Annotated in this window: 16 protein-coding genes; 1 reads left to right on the top strand and 15 read right to left on the bottom strand. The window is 38.5% G+C overall.

The genetic code is table 11. From position 1 onward, the window contains the following. Positions 1-311: 311 nt before the first annotated feature. On the top strand, positions 312-614 hold the full coding sequence (locus MKJ01_RS13820) for a hypothetical protein (RefSeq protein WP_241614686.1): 303 nt from the start codon (positions 312-314) through the stop codon (positions 612-614). 99 nt (positions 615-713) lie between these two features. Here MKJ01_RS13820 and MKJ01_RS13815 read toward each other — a convergent pair whose 3' ends face one another. The 15 genes from MKJ01_RS13815 to MKJ01_RS13745 all read right to left on the bottom strand — a co-directional run bounded on the left by MKJ01_RS13815 (position 714) and on the right by MKJ01_RS13745 (position 17,803). Further along, complete coding sequence (locus MKJ01_RS13815) at positions 714-3,884, bottom strand: type I restriction endonuclease subunit R (RefSeq protein WP_241614685.1); 3,171 nt, start codon at positions 3,882-3,884, stop codon at positions 714-716. Between the two features lie 3 nt (positions 3,885-3,887). Then, complete coding sequence (locus tag MKJ01_RS13810) at positions 3,888-4,829, bottom strand: McrC family protein (RefSeq protein WP_241614684.1); 942 nt, start codon at positions 4,827-4,829, stop codon at positions 3,888-3,890. 21 nt (positions 4,830-4,850) lie between these two features. Further along, positions 4,851-5,300: a hypothetical protein gene (locus tag MKJ01_RS13805; RefSeq protein ID WP_241614683.1), complete on the bottom strand. Its 450-nt coding sequence runs from the start codon at positions 5,298-5,300 to the stop codon at positions 4,851-4,853. A gap of 4 nt (positions 5,301-5,304) precedes the next feature. After that, a complete protein-coding gene (locus MKJ01_RS13800; protein ID WP_241614682.1) occupies positions 5,305-7,416 on the bottom strand; it encodes an McrB family protein in 2,112 nt (703 codons plus the stop codon). Between the two features lie 3 nt (positions 7,417-7,419). Continuing rightward, the gene (locus MKJ01_RS13795) at positions 7,420-8,244 is read right to left on the bottom strand and encodes an HNH endonuclease (RefSeq protein WP_241614681.1); all 825 of its coding nucleotides are present in this window, start codon (positions 8,242-8,244) and stop codon (positions 7,420-7,422) included. A gap of 25 nt (positions 8,245-8,269) precedes the next feature. Next, entirely contained in the window at positions 8,270-10,132 is a 1,863-nt protein-coding gene (locus MKJ01_RS13790) for a restriction endonuclease subunit S (RefSeq protein WP_241614680.1), read from the bottom strand. Beyond that, the gene (locus MKJ01_RS13785; RefSeq protein WP_241614679.1) at positions 10,129-11,727 is read right to left on the bottom strand and encodes a class I SAM-dependent DNA methyltransferase; all 1,599 of its coding nucleotides are present in this window, start codon (positions 11,725-11,727) and stop codon (positions 10,129-10,131) included. Before MKJ01_RS13785 ends, MKJ01_RS13790 begins: the two co-directional genes overlap by 4 nt. Positions 11,728-11,882: 155 nt before the next feature. Next, positions 11,883-12,071: a hypothetical protein gene (locus MKJ01_RS13780; protein ID WP_241614678.1), complete on the bottom strand. Its 189-nt coding sequence runs from the start codon at positions 12,069-12,071 to the stop codon at positions 11,883-11,885. Positions 12,072-12,289: 218 nt separating this feature from the next. Beyond that, on the bottom strand, positions 12,290-12,850 hold the full coding sequence (locus tag MKJ01_RS13775; protein ID WP_241614677.1) for an NADPH-dependent FMN reductase: 561 nt from the start codon (positions 12,848-12,850) through the stop codon (positions 12,290-12,292). A 69-nt stretch (positions 12,851-12,919) separates the two neighbouring features. Then, on the bottom strand, positions 12,920-13,084 hold the full coding sequence (locus tag MKJ01_RS13770) for a hypothetical protein (protein WP_241614676.1): 165 nt from the start codon (positions 13,082-13,084) through the stop codon (positions 12,920-12,922). A 263-nt stretch (positions 13,085-13,347) separates the two neighbouring features. Beyond that, the gene (locus tag MKJ01_RS13765) at positions 13,348-15,084 is read right to left on the bottom strand and encodes a DKNYY domain-containing protein (RefSeq protein ID WP_241614675.1); all 1,737 of its coding nucleotides are present in this window, start codon (positions 15,082-15,084) and stop codon (positions 13,348-13,350) included. A 231-nt stretch (positions 15,085-15,315) separates the two neighbouring features. Then, positions 15,316-15,630, bottom strand: coding sequence for a GIY-YIG nuclease family protein (locus MKJ01_RS13760; protein WP_241614674.1), 315 nt, complete (start codon positions 15,628-15,630; stop codon positions 15,316-15,318). 199 nt (positions 15,631-15,829) lie between these two features. Continuing rightward, positions 15,830-16,471 (bottom strand): DUF6266 family protein, encoded by a 642-nt coding sequence (locus MKJ01_RS13755; protein WP_241614673.1) that lies wholly within the window; start codon positions 16,469-16,471, stop codon positions 15,830-15,832. 625 nt (positions 16,472-17,096) lie between these two features. Beyond that, positions 17,097-17,342, bottom strand: coding sequence for a hypothetical protein (locus MKJ01_RS13750; RefSeq protein ID WP_241614672.1), 246 nt, complete (start codon positions 17,340-17,342; stop codon positions 17,097-17,099). Between the two features lie 173 nt (positions 17,343-17,515). After that, positions 17,516-17,803: a helix-turn-helix domain-containing protein gene (locus MKJ01_RS13745; protein WP_241614671.1), complete on the bottom strand. Its 288-nt coding sequence runs from the start codon at positions 17,801-17,803 to the stop codon at positions 17,516-17,518. Between the last annotated feature and the right edge of the window lie 546 nt (positions 17,804-18,349).

Here is an 18,349-nt window from a genome sequence, read left to right as displayed (position 1 = left end):
CTCCCGTTGGTCGTCGAACCACTCCGTTAGGTTTGTGCGGATGGACTATCTGTGTGCTTAGTGACTTTTTGGTCCGCACTTCGGACATAAAACTTTTGGCTCATCATTGTTTATTTCTTATTGGTTTCGCCGAACCAAAGATGGTTTCTCTGTGGCCACCTTCTTTCAATTTGCTTAACGCTAAAAGTTTAATGGTCAAATAGAAGGCCTAAATAATTCAATTCCGTCGATTGATGAGCTCCCAACGTCACTTCGAGTAGGTTTTGTAAAAACCGTATCGAGAAATTGCTGTACTTAATAGAAATGTTCATTTGTTACAGTCGCCGGACCAATTTCAAGAAAAACCAAAAAATAAGAATCAAAACTTTTATGACATAGATTCTCTCGTCGAACAAAAGGAGATTACTGAAGAAGCCCTGCTGCATAAAATCTCCGAAGTGCTGCAAATTCCCGTGGTGGCGTTTCAGAATTTTGATGAAGAGCAGGCGATTAATATTATTTCGAATACTGTTAATAACAGCGATCATGCTTCGGGCAATTCTCTATTTAGCTACTACCCTACTGTTAATCCCATTGAAAATGGATTGAAGCTTTGGAAGAGATTAAACGGCTGAATGCGGAGTTGATTAAGGCTAAGGATTAGCAGATTAAATTGATAGAGAAGTTGATTGAAAAAATAATAGTAAAGCCTGAGAGTTCTCAGGCTTTGGTTTTTATGCAAATGAATAAGAATAAATATGCTGATAAACAGAAAGACTTCTTAAACTTACTTCCTCATCAGTATATTTATTTTCCGGAAGATATAACAAATGTTCATAAATAGTAGCTTTTATACTTGCTTTAACTTCACGAATTTCTTTCCAGTGAGGAATGTTAAGCTTTTCATTAATAAGAATCTCTAACGTTTGTGTCGCAACTTGTTTAACTTTTTGTCTCTCCTCTTTATTTAATTCTTTATCCTGAATTAAAAGATCAAAAATCGATAGGGTAGGTTCATCCAAATTTTCTTGGTAAGCTCTTTTTTCTTCTTGTGACAGGGATTGAACAAATGCTGACAATTGCTCAAAACTGCGTACAAGCTCTGCTTCAGATTTACCATTATTATAGGCTTCGACAATTTCTTTATAGCGATCATAAAATTCTAAACGCAAAGGATTTTCCTTAAGCATTTGTTCTAATTTTTGCTCTACAGCTTTATTAAGATCATATACCAATTCATTTTTTCGAGGTATTTTCTCAAATGCTTTTTTTAATGCATCAATGTTTAAAGTAGACAAATCTATCATTGTATACTGGTTTTCGTAAACAGAATCTACAACAACAGAATCATTAACTATGCTTTGTAAACTTAAGATAATCTCGGTAACATCAGCACCTTTTACTTTTTGATTAAGTTTGCTGTAAATAGCATCAATAGCATTGTATTGTGGAGTGAATTTTTTCGCCTGCTTTTCGGGGAAGAGAGCTTTATACTTTCTAAATACATTTCTAGCTGCTATTTCAAATTTAGCACGGGATTCATCATTTCTACAGACAGCATTGGCTCCGTTATTTACTGCTGCAATTTTTCCCATAGCTGTAGCTTCAATTAGAGTATCTAAATCAAAATTTTCTTCTTTTAACATTTCCACAACTTCAGAAATGGCTTCCTCGATTTCGTCAGACATTGCTTCTAATTGCTCGAATGGTTTTTGATTATCAATCCTCTCTCCTTTTTTGCCATTATCTCCTTCTCCGTAAACAGCATAAGCTTTTTCTAATTGTTGGTAAACATTACCATAATCAACAATAAGCCCGTTTTCTTTTTCATCATCATACACTCTGTTTGCTCTGGCAATGGTTTGCATTAAAGTATGTCCTTTAATCGGCTTATCAAGATAAACTGTTGAAATAGCAGGCGCATCAAATCCTGTTATCCACATTGCACATACAATTGCCAATCGGAATGGATTCTCTTCATCTTTGAATTCTTTTTCAAGATTTCTTTCAACCATTTTGCGACGATGGGTTTCAATATTCAAATTGATTTTTTTGAATTTATCAATTTCATTTTGTTCTGAGCTGATGACAACACAAACCTCCGTTGAAGCAACTAAGTTATATTTACGTTTCAATTCTTGCTCTTCCTGAAGGTCTTTTGATTGTGCAATTTTTTGTTCCAGTTCGGTCAGATATTCTGGCCAATATTCCATAATGCAATCATACATCCTAACCGCTGTCGGCTTATCAAGTGTTACCAACATTGCTTTCCCTTGATAGCCTCTTTCATTAAAATGCCAAACCAAATCTTTAGCAATCTCTCTCAGACGCGATTCTGCAGTAAGTATGGGGTATTCTTTTTTAAATAGATAAGCTAATTTCTTTTGCTGATCTTCATCAAGATTTTCATTTTCAAGAATCTCAGCCATTTGTTCATCCAATGTAGGATTATCAATATTCAGTCGTTCCCCACGATTCAGATATTTTAATGGAAGGGTTGCTTCATCTTCAATTGCTCTTTTAAAATCATATACAGAGACATATTCTCCAAAAATATTCTTTGTGACTTCCTGCTCCTCTTTAATAATAGGAGTTCCTGTAAATCCTAAATACGAAGCATTAGGCAATCCAAAAAATCTCATATTTCTTGCATATTTACCACCTTGCGTACGGTGCGCTTCATCAGAAATTACAATAATATTTTTTCTTTCAGTAATTAAGGGGTATTCTTTTTCTAATTCAGGATCAATAGAAAATTTATGAATCAATGAGAATACATACCTGTGATTTTCGCTTAATAATTCTCTCAGATGATCCCTACCCGTTATACCTTTCTTCTTACCTGCAATTACATTTTTATTGTTAACGATTCCAACCCCTGAAAATGTGTCGTAAGCCTGGTTTTCCAGCTCTGTGCGATCGACAACAATCAAAAATGTATAAGAACCTCCAAACTTGCGATGTATTTTCTCACAAAGAAAGACCATAGAATATGTTTTACCCGAACCTTGGGTATGCCAGTACACTCCTAATTTCCCTTCGAGATCATTAATATTCTGAACATTTTCCAACACTCTGTTTACCCCAATAAACTGATGGTTCTTTGCCATTAGCTTTACAATATTTCCATTGCTTTCATCGAAGAGTAAAAAGTTCTCGAAAATATCCATCAGGTTTTCAGGACCACAGGTTCCTCTAAGCATTGTATCTAAACTTACAATTCCTTCAGCATCTTCTGTTATACGTTTCCAGTCAAGAAAGTATTTATAAGGACTGGTTACAGTACCCACTTTAGCATCTGTACCGTTGCTTAAAATTACAAAGGCATTGTGATAAAATAAATGAGGTATTGTATCTTTATAATCCTTGAAATTATCTTCATAAGCAGATCGCAAATCGACAGCGTGAGATTTAAGCTCGAAGAATACTAAAGGTATACCATTTACAAAACCAATCACATCAGGACGACGATTATGTAACTCACCACTCACTTCAAATTGCCGAACAGCCAGAAAATGATTGTTTAGATAATCTTTGTAATCAAATATTCTTAAAGTTTTCTTTTCGGTTTTACCATCCTCATTTGTAAACGAAACCTCAACACCATTTTTTAATAATTGATATTTGGCTTTATTTTGCTGAGCAATAGTTTTATCTGCTTCTTTTTGAACAATTTTTTCTAAAGCTCGTGTATATGCTAATTCTGGAAGATCAGGATTTAAGCTCTGTAAAGCCTCTAAAACATATCGTTCTAAGATTACTTCTCCTTTATTCTCACGACCTAATAATCCTTCAGTTCCAAAACTTTCATTCTTCCAGGCTGTAGTAACTTCCCACCCAAGTTCTCTTAAAACTTCTTCGGTAGCGTTTTCTATTAATGCATCTTCTGAGTATTCGTAGGACATAGTTTAAAGTTTTTCTGATTCTTGATTTAGCAATTCATTTATCTGATTTATGAATTTTGACTCAGATTCTTTTATGGATTTTATATTTGAATTCTTATTTAATTCAACTCCAAAGATTCCAAATCTGTTTGAATATTGATCTAAAGTATTTGATATATGTTTTCTTGAAACATCAACCTCTTTTTGTAGTGGATAAACTAATCCAGACAATACATTTTTATCGTGATAATAATAGCTATATGTATGCAGTTGAAAAATATCTTCTCTATCAACGTCCAAATAATTATAATTCATTGTTTTGAACTTTGCATCTAAAATAGCATATTTATCTTGGTTCACATTATGCAGAATAAAATCTGGAATCATTTTACGACTAAAAAAATGATTTTTATAAATAGATATTTCTTTTTGAGCATCTAAATTCCAACCTTTAAGATTAGATTTTAAAATCTTTTCAATATATAGTTCAAACAATTCTGATGTGTTATAGAGATTTCCAGATATTTGTTTTTTACTTTCTTGATTAAAATCAGGACTAAAACTCTTAATGATTACTTCCGCTAATTCTAAGACTTTTTTAAACTGAACAAATAGAGGATTTGCTAAAACAGGATGGCTTTTAGCTTTAAATATTGTATCACTTTTTGGTTTAATTTTGCTATACTTAGAAAGTAGTTCATTATAAACATTTCTTACTTTAAATAAAGAATTTGATGAGTACCTATTTTTAATTATATATAAAGTATAAAACAAAACATCAATAATTTCTTGTATATCACTTCTATCACGGTAATGAACGGAAACTTTTCCTTGAAAAGGAATGTCTCTCTTTATGAATGAATTAAATTCGACTTTACCTCGAACAGTATTCAGTCGCTCATTAACATTTTGAAATCTTTTGGGGAGTCCTAATATTGATGCTTTCTCTAGTTTTTGTAAAAACATAAAACAGAGAAGATATTCAAGTTAATTCGTTCGTGTTTTATAATTTGTCAGGATGGCTTCTGAGTCCAAAGAAATGTTATTAGCATAAGTAAGCAAATGATTCAATACAGAAACATTGTATCGCTCACTTAATGATATATTAATTACAAATCCTTTGTAATTAATATATCCAGCATACTGTCCGGTTTCTATATAATAAATCGTCTCTCCTCCAATTTTTTTTTTGTAAAACTTAATTACAAAAGCATCTTGATCTTTATCTAAATTTGTCGATTTACGCAAAGAAATTACATTTAAATTACTGTAGCGACTATTACTAAGATATACTTCATCAAAATTATCAAAACAGTCTTTGATCATCTGTTTATTAAATGAACTGTCATTGGATTTTAAGAATTGTTTGAATTCCAAATCAGTCCAACCAATTTTATCGTTTCCGTAGTTGTAATTTACTGGTAAAGTTATGTGCATCACATTACAACTTAAAATAATTTTGAGCTTCCTCTGACTTCTTTTCTATTTCTGACTCATCGTAATAAGCTCTCAAATATTCATTTAAAGTCGGCAATAAAAACTCTCGGAAAATTTGATCCATACTTTTTTGTTGAATATGTTTTTGCTTTTCAATTGTTGAAATCTTCATATATAAAGAATGCCCAAATTCGAATGACTTTCCTAATCCTAAATATTTCGAATCTGAAATAAATTCGTTTAAACTCTTACAAGCATCAACATAATCTAATCTATTTGTAAATAATTCTCCTTTGTTACTTTTTACATTTTCGATCACATCATAATCGCAACCAAAATAAATCCATTTAAATCTGCGACGTAAAGCAAGGTCAAAACTATCAATATTTTTGTCCACATTATTCATCATTCCAATGAAATATAGATTGTCTGGAACACCAAAAAGAACGCTTCCAGTCTCTGAAATTTCATAAGCTAACTCTAGCCTTTTCTTTTCGTCCAAATGCTCTTGATAAGATGAATATTGCGTACTGAATAAATGTCGATCATTAAAATTATTTGATACTACATCTCGGTATGAACTTTCTAAACTAACTAGAGTTTCTCCAAAAACAGCAGATAAATTTGCCCTGTTAATTTCATCAACCACAAAATAAAATTCTTCGTTAGGTCTGCTTTTTGCCAGTTTGCAAAATTCTTTAAACGAGCCGTTAATTAACTCAAACTTCAAATTACCATTTTCTGTTACGCCACAAGGCTTTATTCCTTCTATAAAATCCTCATAACCATAAGATGGGTGGAAAACAATATATTTTACTCGTGAAGAATCACCTTTAGTTAAAAATTCTAAGTCTTGTTTAATTCTATAGGTTTTACCTGTCCCAGGGGGACCGTATAAAATAACATTTGGATTACTCTTGGAAAAAAGTGATTGAGAACTTGCTAATTTCCAAAGAAAACGAGAAACAATTATTTGATTAGCGTAGCTGTCCTGATTTACATTTAATATTTGCTTGACTGCAAAATTGATATGAAAACTCTTTTCTATTTTAGATAGACTTTGATCATCACCAAAGAAATATTGGTATAGATCATCCAACCTATCATTGTATGCATAGATAAACTGAAAGGGATGAGATAGAACCAAAAACTTTCTCAAAATCTGTTTTGCTGAAATAAAATCACAATCTTCTATCAACTTCATTTGTTGGAAAATTTCTGATTCATTTACCACATTTCTGAAAAACGTTTTATACTTTTCAAATTCTGACTCGGCTTCTCCTCTATTATTTTTATTAAAATTATCAGGATCTTTTCTATCGATTGTAAATGAGTTTTCATTTTTGTCAGCTTTGATACCAAAACTCAAAGCCGAACCTGCAGGTTTAGAAGAACCGAACAATTCTCTTGATCTTCTTTCTAAAAAATTACATAAATAAGAACCAGGCAATCCTGTATCATTAGCTTGTCGATTCGTGTAATCATCAAGGGTAAAAGAATTAGTTTTAATCTTATCAATATAAGTTTGAAACTCATTAACTATTACAGAAGCATTATCATTTAGCGTTATCTTATCGCTATCATTATACTTTTGACAAAAAGTATCAAAGAGTTGACTTAATTGTTTTTTGCTTACGTCTGAAAGTATAATATTTTTCATAATGTTCCTAAATTTTATTGCTTTGTGCCATTCTTTGATAAAATCATTTGTTGCATTTTTACCACTACAAAAGGTTAGAGTTCCTGGTGCTTGTATATAGTTTTTATCATAATGACTTAAGATTTGTTTAAGTATATTTTTATCAGATTCTTCATAAAAACCTAAGAGATTAATAGTTCTTCTTAAATCAAACCAATCGAGTTCGAGATTTGGACTGTCCTCTAAGTAAGCATTTCCCGACACTTCAACTAAAGCAATTGGCTCCTTTCCATCTCTGACCATTACCACATCTCCTATCTTCATATCTTTTTCAAAGTAAGAAGGGAAAGGTACATCGTTACCACTTTTGTCTTTCCAAGAACTACCTAAACCAATAACTTTTTTAAATAAAAGAATTTCTTTGGTAGCAGCTTGGCTTAAATGATTATCATGCAACTGAATATGCCAGTAATTCATTAATTAAATTTTTGGATAATTATTTTTATTTACCGGAAGATTTAGTTTTTTCCTATTAAACTTCCAGTATTCAGAACCTTTTAATGCTGAATGAACTTCAATTACATAATCCGCTGATATACTGATTAATCGTTTACCATTTGTTTCTAAATCAAACAAATCGTGAATATCTGATCTCAGTAAAATCCCATTGCTTACCACACTTGTATCAACACCATTATACGGTTGAATATGAGCAGCTTCTAATAATTCAATGACTTTACTTCCAGTGACTGCACAAGTATAATCGTAAGCTTCTAAAAGTTCTTTTCTGAATTTGGATTGACGAAGGCGTTTTTTAATTCTTTGATAGGTATATTCAAGTTCCGATTCGGTTTGTTTACTTACCTGAACCTCTACATCAGATGTAAACAAATCTTTCAAATTTTCGGTTTTTGAATACAAAGTAATTCTCTTTGTGCTATTTCCTCCTGTTGAACCTTTCTTTTGTCCCGATTGTTTTATAGATTTTTTTATACTTTTTAAGAAAGATTCGAAATCAGTAATGGAGTTTAAATTAATTTTGACATTACCATTATATAAGACTTTTCTGTCTTCAATATTTTTATAATTTGATGAATTAGATGCTACATAAATTTCTAAATCTGAAACATTTGCATTCTGGATTTTTTTTAAAACATAGGCTAGCAATAAACTGTGTTCCGGGTTTCTATAATTATTTGATTGTTTTGTCCCTCCTCTGGATTCTATTATTAGTCCGTCCAATCCTGTTATGTGATCGATTCCGTAAAGTAAAGTTGCGACGAACTCTGTTTTTATTATTTTCATAAGTTTTAGTTTTTTTAGTTTTTAATTATTTCTCATACTGTAATGTTTCAGTCAAAAACCCAATCGCCCTCTCCATATTTGCATCACTGAAAATCGCTCGCTCCAACTTCGCTTCCCATTCTTTTTCAGATTTTATAATGTCCAAAACATTGGCTGAAGTAAACTCCATATTCTTTTTAGCAAGCTCCATCAAACTGTTATCAACCGTTGCCAAAAGCTCCAATTCATCATTAGATTTGAATTTAAACTCTGTAACAAGCCAATCCAAATCGGCTATTTGCCAGTAGTTGGAAAAGTATTTTTTAGCATCATCTATCTTTTCGGCAACGACAAATCCTGTCGTACCTTTATCTCCTTTCCAGTTTTGAATGTATTTACTATTTAGCGCAATCTTTTCAGGACCGCCATATTTTGTTTTTGGGTTATAAGGTCCGGCAGCTTTTCTCAGATAATCCTGAATTTTATTGTCTGAATATCGATGAAATAGATAAGATAGCTTGGTATATCTTTTTCTTCCTAAAGGAAATTTTTCACTTCCAAATCTTTTAGTTAAACAAGCAATCAAAACAGCCTCTTTAAATTCTTTGGAAGCTTCTTTTTTAGGTTGTTCTAACGGAATGATTTTAGCCTCAACTGGTTTTGTTTCTAAACTCTCTACATCAATCATTCCCATCATCAATCGTGGCAACAAAATATCCCGTGCTTCGCGTAGACGTTGGTTTTGAGATTGTAGTTTTTTTATAAAATGGTAGATAGGCTGTATTAAATTATCAAATTGAAATAGAATACTTTGCGTATTATCAGAAGCAATGATTGGTGGTAAATTTAATTTATAATTTCTAATAGCTTTTAACCCAAGATTTTTAATAGTTGATCCTGTTGCAAATAAATAAGCATAATTTTGGAAATGTTGACTCTCTAGTACATATCTAACATATAGCTTACTAACATTCTCAGCTACATTTATATAACAAGCACTTTTTCCAAGCGCAATTTTTTCTCCTGAATATAATCCAATATTGCCTAAAGTTCCATTAATTGCCAATAAAATTGTTCGCTCATTTAAGGATTTCTTAATTTTATTGAATTCAATTTTAGATATTTTTTTAGTTTCACTTTTAATAATAACCTCTCCATTTTCAAAGTTATTCCCATTCACAAAATAGTACTCACCATTATCATCATATTTAGGCGTTCCATGTAAACCATCACCAATTTTACTTGTAATTTCATCTAAAGTTACCTTTTCCCAATCCTCCGGCAAACCATTCTCATCAAAAACCGCCGTTTCATAACCAGGAAAACGCATCCGCACAAACCATTCCTCGTAGGTTTGTTGTGCCATTTCTTCTAAAATTTTGATGCGCTTCTGGTTGTTCTCTATCAAATCATCATAACCAGAAAGAATATTGGCGATTTTACGCTGGGTTGAAAGTGGTGGAAGATTAAATTTTAAAGTTGCTAAATCTTTTGCATTTAATTCTATCTGATTTGTAGCTCCTTTACCTAAATTTTCTATTAAGGGTTCGTAATAGTTTAAAAGAAATCCTAAAAATCTTGAATTAACCTCCTTTTCATCTCCTCGAACTATTGTAACGTGAGTATCTACTGTAGTCTTTTCAAATAGTTCTTTTACGAAACCAGTTCTTCCCAATGTGCCAGTTCCCGTAGAATTAATTAAGACATCACCAACTTGTAAGAATTTTTCTTTTGAGCTTTTCTTTTCCTTTGAGGTCAAACGTGAGCCAATAAAACTTACTTTAAAATCACGAATACATTTTTGATTAAGCACTACAAACCCTTCATTATCAACATATTTTGGGGAAACACCTCGTTTGATCATAGTTGAAACATCACCTAATGCCACCTTCTTCCAACCTTCTCTCATAATTTAAAAGCTTGAATTTGATTCATCAATTTGTTAGCTTCTGTATTCAGTTCTGCTAGTTCACTATGCAATTCCTGCATTCGGGTTTTGTAATCAAAATCCATATCAATATCAATGTTTACACCTACATATCGTCCCGGAGTAAGGCTATAATCCTGTTCTGTCACTTCTTTCAAATCCACCACTTTGCACAAACCTTCTACATCACGATAAGTCCCATCAGGAAAATGCTCATTAAACCAAGCATTGTCTGTTGCTACTTCAGGAGTTTCACCTCGGTATAATGCCATTATAGCCGTTAATCCTTCCAATTGCTCAGGAGAAAAATCATTAATCGTCGTGCTTACCTTTCGATAAACATTACGGGCATCGATCATCAGTATTTTATTCTTGTTTTCTTTTCCCTTACCCTTATCAAAAAACCATAAATGGCAAGGAAGCGAACGAGTGTAGAAAAAGTTGTTCCCTATAGAAACAATACAATCTACATTTCCTGTTTTAACTAATTCTTCACGAATCCGTTTCTCAGCATTTCCAGCATCAGTTGCAGAAGATGCCATTACAAAACCAGCCCTTCCAGTTGGGTTCAGATACGACATAAAATACTGTATCCAAAGATAATTGGCGTTTCCAATCGTTCCCTTACCTGTTAATGGTGCACCAAATGGTAGGCGCTTATCTTCTGCTAAAAATTTATTCTTAGCATCCACTTTGTCAACGTTAAAGGGCGGGTTTGCCATCAGGAAATCGCACTTCCCGTATAATTCGTGAGGATCGCTGTAAAAAGAATTATTATTAGCGATACTCCCGTTTATTCCGTGGATGGCTAAGTTCATTTTAGCAAGACGTGTGGTATTGCTTTTATATTCTGTACCGAAAACTTTAATGGCTTCGTTTACTTTTTTGTTATGATGATCCTTAATAAAATGTGCGGTTTGTACAAACATACCTCCCGAACCACAAGCAGGATCATGGATTATCCCGTGATCTGGTTGAATAAAATTTACAATCAACTGTACCAATGAGGGAGGTGTGAAGAATTCTCCTCCTTCTTGTGCACCAGCTCCCATCATTGAAAGTTTCATCAAGAAATACTCATATACTCTTCCAAAGACATCGCCTTTAGCTTTTTGTACTGAGTCACTGTTAAAAATGCGGATCAGATTTGCCAGCAAATTATTATCAGAATCGTCTTCAGGAGTCAGTTCCTGATAGTTTTTGGGAAGAATACCTGCCAGTTCTTCATATTCAGCTTCTATAAGCTTCATTGCAGAATTTACCGCTTCGGCTAAATCTTCGCTTTCCGGTAAGTTGGCAAGATGGGTATACTGTGCTTTTTCCGGTAAAAACATTGCTCCAAGAGCCACATAATCATCTTTCGTAGCGTCACGGCGTTTTCCAGTACGAGGATTTACAGGTAGTATTTCTTGTAATTTATCTTTTGCTTCTAAATATTTATTTTCAGCAAAACGCAATAAAATTAATCCTAATAACGGATCTTTATATTCAGCAGCAGTCAATTTTGAATTAGCTCTTAATTCATCTGCCGCTTCCCAAAGTTCTACTTCGAGCTGTTTAATATCTTTTTGAGTCACTTAATTATCTTAAATTCAGTTATTTATTTTCATAACAAGAAAATAATATAGAATTATAAAAATATATCAAATTATTCACCTGAAGAAGCCTTAAAACATGATTATTAACCATACCTTTTTATTAATACACCCGTAGAATTAAACTTCCCGTTGCTTCAATCTTCATTTTTAACTTTTGTATTCTCAAAAAACGAAGTCGCCTGACCGTAATCGATGGACACAGTAACTTTAGTACTGAAAAGCCTGGATTCGCCGACGATTTCGGCATAAACGAATTTGGGAGTCACCTGTGCAAAAGAAAGGGCTGCACAGCAGAGCATGCTTAGGAAAAAGAGTTTTTTCATGGGTTAAAGTTTTGTCAAATATAGTTAAAAAATCAATCCCTATGAGATGGGAAGCCGTAAAAATAAATTCCGGCTGTTATGTTCTATTGCAACTCATAGCTACCACAACACAACTTGTCGATATACTCCACAAAAAAGCCCGGCAACAACCGGGCATTTGATCAGCAAAGATTTATCAATCTGTTTGTGGTTATTATACCAAAACCCTACTCCTGCATTTAAGCCTCTGCATTCCTTTCAAACCAGGCAACATACGCCTCCACCGCTTCTTCGATGAACTTTTTGGTTTCGTCTTCTTTCAGGGCACCGCTGTCATCGAACAGCTCGTTGGCTTTGGCGAGGTAGACTTCCGGCTGCTGCATGACGGGCATGTTCAGGAAGACGAGGCTCTGCCTCAGGTGGTGGTTGGCTCCGAAGGCGGCAATGTTTCCCGGGGAATTGCTGAAGACGGCGGCGGGCTTTTGGTCCCACACGCTGCTGCCGGCCGGACGGGAACCGATATCGATGGCATTTTTCAGGACGCCGGGAATGGAGCGGTTGTATTCAGGGGTGATGAAAATGACCCCTTGTACGTTCTGCATGGCTTCGCGGAATGTTTTATAGGATTCAGGGACCTGGTGATGGTCGTCGAAATCCTGGTTGTAGACCTCCAGTCCGTCTAAGGAAATGATCCGGAACGTAAACCCTTCCGGTGCCATCTTTATAATAGCTTCTGCAATTTTCTTTGAAAACGATTCTTTGCGCAGGCTTCCTGCGAGAATCCCTATGACTTTTTCCATATTGATATATTTTATAGTTGGTATTGTATTCATTCCGGATCAGGCGGCAACAACCGGACGGATGATCTGTTATAAATCTATTTCCTGACCCATCGCGACCCCACACTGATCCCACACATCAATACAAGTATCCTGCCGCAGTGGAATGGCCGGGAAGATGGGTTTGGATTGAGGGGCAAAACCCGAAGGTCCGGATGCACCGGACGTATTTTCGTTAGGGACGCACGTAGGCAACCTGTTGAGTGAACTTCATCAGCCAATGGCATTTTTATCTTTTTCCGGTTCAGTGAATGGATAAGCATCGGCACAATACTGCCGCCGGTGATCCGGTACGGCATATTTCTGTAGGCAGGATAATAGGTCAACACCGTAACTCTGTCGGCAATTCCGCTTTTTTCAGTACACCGACGGAGGTTGCGGACCTCTTCGGTTTCCAGTCCGGGAGAGGCAGTAAGCTGCCTTGCCATAGTGGTATATCAAAGGAAAGGAATTCCTATTTACTTTTCCAGTTCGCTTTTGATCCCATACTGCCTAAGCCGGGCCTGCAGCTTTTGAATATAGGATTTCAGTTCGTATTGGGATTCGGGCAGGAGTTTTATTCTGGATGAGAAGGTATAATTCCGGCTCCTTTTTCCGTTAGACAGCACCACCTGCATCTTTCCCAGGGCACCGCCACGGCTCATCACAGGGACACTGACCCCGAAAACGACTTTTTGAATATCCGTAAGCTTGTATTTTTTAAAGAAAAGATTATTCACAATCAGGTACCCGCCCTTTACGGTAAAAGGGTCAACCTGTATCCTGCCTAACAGGGCAAACAGCAGGATGAACACAACAACCCCGCCGGCAATCCAGTAGAAAGCGTTTGTGTGGCGGTTGTACTCCGTGGATGCGGTGACCAGGGTGTCGTGGTCCGGTTCGGTGAGCTTCCCGTCACTGAGAAGACTGCGGACCTCATCGCTTCCCAGGTCATCTGCATCCATAAGCTTTTGAATGACATCGGCTTCCTTGATTTCATAGATGGCGGACGGCAGCAGCTGTGAGCTCCCCAGGTCGTCAAAATAAAAATAGCGGCTTCCGGATTTCCAGACCCTGCTGTGGTCCGGGCTCCCGGAACGGACTTTCTGCAAGCCGGAAGCCCGGATATTTTCCAGTCTGTTGAGGTGGGTGCTCCTGCTCTGCAGCCCTGATTTGCGGGCCCAGCTTTCAGAGGCCGAAAGGTAATATACCGCATCACCGCTCCGGAACACATCGGGCGCGAGTTCTTCCGGATGCTTGCCCTGAAAAGGAGTGTCCCCTGCCCTTTCCTGCTCTTCTGTTTCGGCATTGTAAAAATAAATGCCTTTTGGAGAAAGCCACAGGATATGGTTGGCATGTTCGCTGTCTGCACTTAAGAGCCGGTAAGGGGATGGTTCCGGGGCAAAGGAATGGCCGTCCACATACACCATCCCGTTCTGCTGATCCGTCAGATAGGCATTCCGGGAAGCCACATCGCCTTCAATGCCTGTTTCGTACAGTCCGGGATGATAAGCCAACGGCAACAGCTGATCGCGGTAATAGACGTGCCTGCCGTCGGTAAAATAATCGATGCTTTCCCGCTCGCTACGGTCTGAAAACCTGATCGGAAGTGCATGCATGGTGTGGGGATCAGCCTTGGGCATCGGCAATCCTTTAAAAAATGACTGCTGCCCATTGACGGCTACGGCATAGTTAAGTACTGCATGATAGCGGCCTGCGGGAAGCCTTACAACAGGGTACCCATAGTTCTGCGGCTTATCTGTCCAATGGAACCGGTACCCTACCGTCTGTACCAGGAAACCGAAAGTCCCTAACGCTTCATTCCGTTCCGAATTCCTATCCACATAATAGGTGACCTTCCCGTCCGAGTAATAGTTATTCCCCAAAGCCACGGTTTTTGCCGGCTGCAATCCTTCCAACACACGGTTGCCGGCATAGACATGCTGACCGTCGTACCCGATATGGGAATCGTTGTACTCCCCTTCCAGGGGTTTGAACGTCCCCGGGCGGGCGCCGCTGACTTCATAATAGCCGTTGCCCGGCACCAGGGCATAGACTTTCCCGTTATAGACGGAGAATACGCCGTTCAGGTCGGTTTTCTTCTGCTCAAAATCAGGGGCCGGGTCCGGGTCGGACATCAGGGAATACACCAGTGTTCCGGCGGATACCACAAGAATTCCTAAAACAGTATAGAACAGGTAACGGTATTTGTACATGGGGGTCGGTTTAATTCATGTTTAAAAATAGGAAAAATAATGACATTCCCGCTTCTGCCTTCGGGACTGGGTTCGGTGGCTTCGGCTACGCTCAGCCACCGGATTCCGCATTGTACTTTCTACGATCAGTCACCGGATTCCGAATTGTGCTTTCAGGGTAATGGTGACAGCCGCATATTCTACCCGGTGGCTTCGGCTACGCTCAGCCACCGGATGACACCGAAAGCTACCCTATCGTTCCTTATCATAGAACTTATAATGGGTTTCATTCATACATTCTGCTGCTTTTTTAAGTTCTTCGTCCCAGCCATTGATCAGAGCCTCCTTCTTTTTCCTGCTCCAGCCCTGCACCTGCTTTTCGCGGTAAAACGCAAGATCGATGCGGTCATATTCCTCATAATAGATCAGTTGTACGGGAAGCCGTTTTTTAGTATGGTTGGCGCCTTCCCCGGCCTGATGCCGGACCAGCCTCAATTCAAGGTCATGGGTGCTGCCGGTATAGTAGCTGCCGTCGGAGCACAGGAGTATGTACATCCATCCTTTCATGGTTGGTCTTTTTTAGTTGTTAAAAATAGTGATTTTCGGGAACATATGTATGACGTCTTCCCGGTGGCTTCGGCTCTTCCCGGTGGCTTCGGCTCCGCTCAGCCACCGGAGCGCACCAAACTGATGGTATCCGGAATATGAACAAGAAAAATCCCCATCCCTTCCGGGGTGGAGATCAAAATACGATCAGCCTTCGCCGCTAGGCCAGGGTCAGCGCGCCGAGGTAAGCACTGTTGGAGGCCGAGTTCCCTTCCGCATTATGGAAGTAGGCCCAGACATGGACCTGCTCTCCCGAATAATAATCCGGCAGCTTGACATCCGATGTCAGGCCCGTCCTTGCCGCAACCGATTCAAAGATCTCGAATGTGCCTAATTCTTCACTGTAGCATACGACATTGGCCTTATCCGTAGCCGAAGCATTGCCCTGGGCGGAATTGTCGCGCCACGAAAACCGGATGATACTCCCCGTCTGCGGGGTTGCGCTGAGTTCCTGGAAGCCGGCCAGGTCGCCTTTGGTGATCAGCACTTTGCTGTAGATCAGTTTGGGAATATCCGCCGTTACCTGTACCGCTTCGCCGATGGTATAGGATACGGCCAGGTTAACCCTGGACTTGGAACCGCTCCCCGATCCGAAGTAGCGGTTCTGGATGCCGGTAAGCGGTTTGAGGAAACCGATCACCAGTTTAAACTTCAGCTGCTGGAGCATCTGCTTCCCGGTCGCCTGCCGGCTGCTGGGTTTCGGCGTGCTCCTGATGATGTCCTGTCCGCGCCAGCTGGCGCCTACGACGGTTCCTACTTTCCCTGAGAATCCCCCGAGGATCCCTTTTGTGATTCTTGCCATAATGTTATGTTTTTTATGGTTAACGGAACGAAGGTAAAACAGGTTTTCCGGTTTTCAAATACCCTGGAAAGCTGTGTCTGCTATTGTCCGGTTTTGGCAGGTTTTGTCAGGGCTCTTCCTGACTTCCTTCGGTAGTCCTTCGGTACTTGTTCGGTACTTGTTCGGAAAAAAGATGTTTTTTCCGAACAAGTACCGAACAAAACCCGGACAAAACCGGAAGACCGGTTTATTTTGACCGGCCGTTTTGAGCAGGGCACCGGTTCCTTCTGATTAAAATCCGGACAGACATGGCATGGGCTTCCCGGAGCTTCCGGGTAAGCGGCGGCAGGCTGATCACGGACAAACCGTAAAAACATAAGGGATTTTGCTTGGACGCCATCTAAAAACCGGGGATCCGTTCCATAATCCCGGCTGTTAAAAAACCAGGTGCCGAGTACGGCCGGAGATTGATCCGCTAACCGGTGGCAGCCTGCAGGATGGAGAGCCTTCCAAAGAGGTAACCACAGGATATTCCTGAACGGACTTTCGTGGCTGAATGGGTAAAAAGGTGATCCGGCCTATGGGTAAACAAGAGAAAACAGCCCCTGCCGGGAGGCTGTTTCGGTACGGATGGACGGGCAGAACGCTATATGATGCCCTGCGAAATCAATCCCGCACCCGCTTTCTGCCGCTCGAAGGTGATTACGCTCTGCCTCAGCATTTCTGCCGTGAACACCTGTAACGTATCAGGGTCGGGCCTGTGCCTGAAATATTTGTTCTTGCCTTTTATAATGGCGGTTATCTTTTTACGGGCTTTATCGAAAGCTTCAGGGTCTGCCTGTATCGTATAGGTTCCTGAGGCATGCCTGACTGTTATTTTTCCGGTATCCATATGATGCTGTTTTGAAGTATAGCATACGATTTTAATGCCGGAACCGCATTTGAGGAGCACCGAAAGATCAGGCAGCCGGATAAAACCGGAACCGATACCCCACCCGGCGGGAAATTACAGGTCAGCCTCTCTGGACAGCATCCGGGTAAAAGCCGGGAACAAGGCCAAGCGCACTACCCTTCCCTTTTTTCCGGGCCGCCATACGGCTCACCGCTGAAGAATGATTTGGGATAAAATATTTTCCTGCCGATCCTCATATAAGGAACCGCCTTGGATTTCCTGAGCCGGTGCAGGGTGCGGTCGCTGATATTCAGCATTTGCTTGACATCTGCACTGTCGTAATAGCCGGAGCTGCAGGTCTCTTTTCTGTCCAGGCTTTTGAGAATTTCGGAAAGGAAAGCCAGGAGGGTGCCTTTGAACTGTTCTTCATCGGAGAACGGTCCGTTGAATTTTGTTTTCATCGTGTTATGGTTATTAAATACAATAATAGACCTGTCCCATCATATTTGTGTTTTACGTTTCTAACGTCAACATTGTGTGAATTATTATCAGCCTTCTGCAAAATTCCGGTTATTTTATTGAATTTTGTAGGTACAAAGCTGTTAACGTACTATTTTTTGCCGTGGTAAACCGGCATTTTACAGTTGAAGCTGAAGAATTTGCGCAGGGCTCAAAGTTTTTTTTAATAGCAGGGTCTGAGCTTTCCGAAGCACAGAATACAATATATCATTGTAATATTTTTCAATGATATATTGTTATATCATATAAAACCGTATCTTTGCGTTGCAGATCAGGACATCACCGGCACCCTGTTTCATTATGGATATGGATCAGTAAAGATTTTTTTAGAATGCCGGATATTTTACAGATCGGAGCAGATGATACTTTTCAGAAGCTAATGTATAACACGACACGTTTTGTCGCATTGCGTCTATACCTTTGCTTCATAAGATATTGAAGAGAAATAAGCAGAGGTAATATTAACCTATAAAGCTGATAACATTCAC

Source organism: Chryseobacterium sp. SSA4.19 (assembly GCF_022601875.1).
In the GTDB taxonomy this organism is placed as follows: Bacteria; Bacteroidota; Bacteroidia; order Flavobacteriales; family Weeksellaceae; genus Chryseobacterium.
Note: the sequence above shows the minus strand (reverse complement) of the source record. Positions and strands in the feature narration are given on the sequence as shown.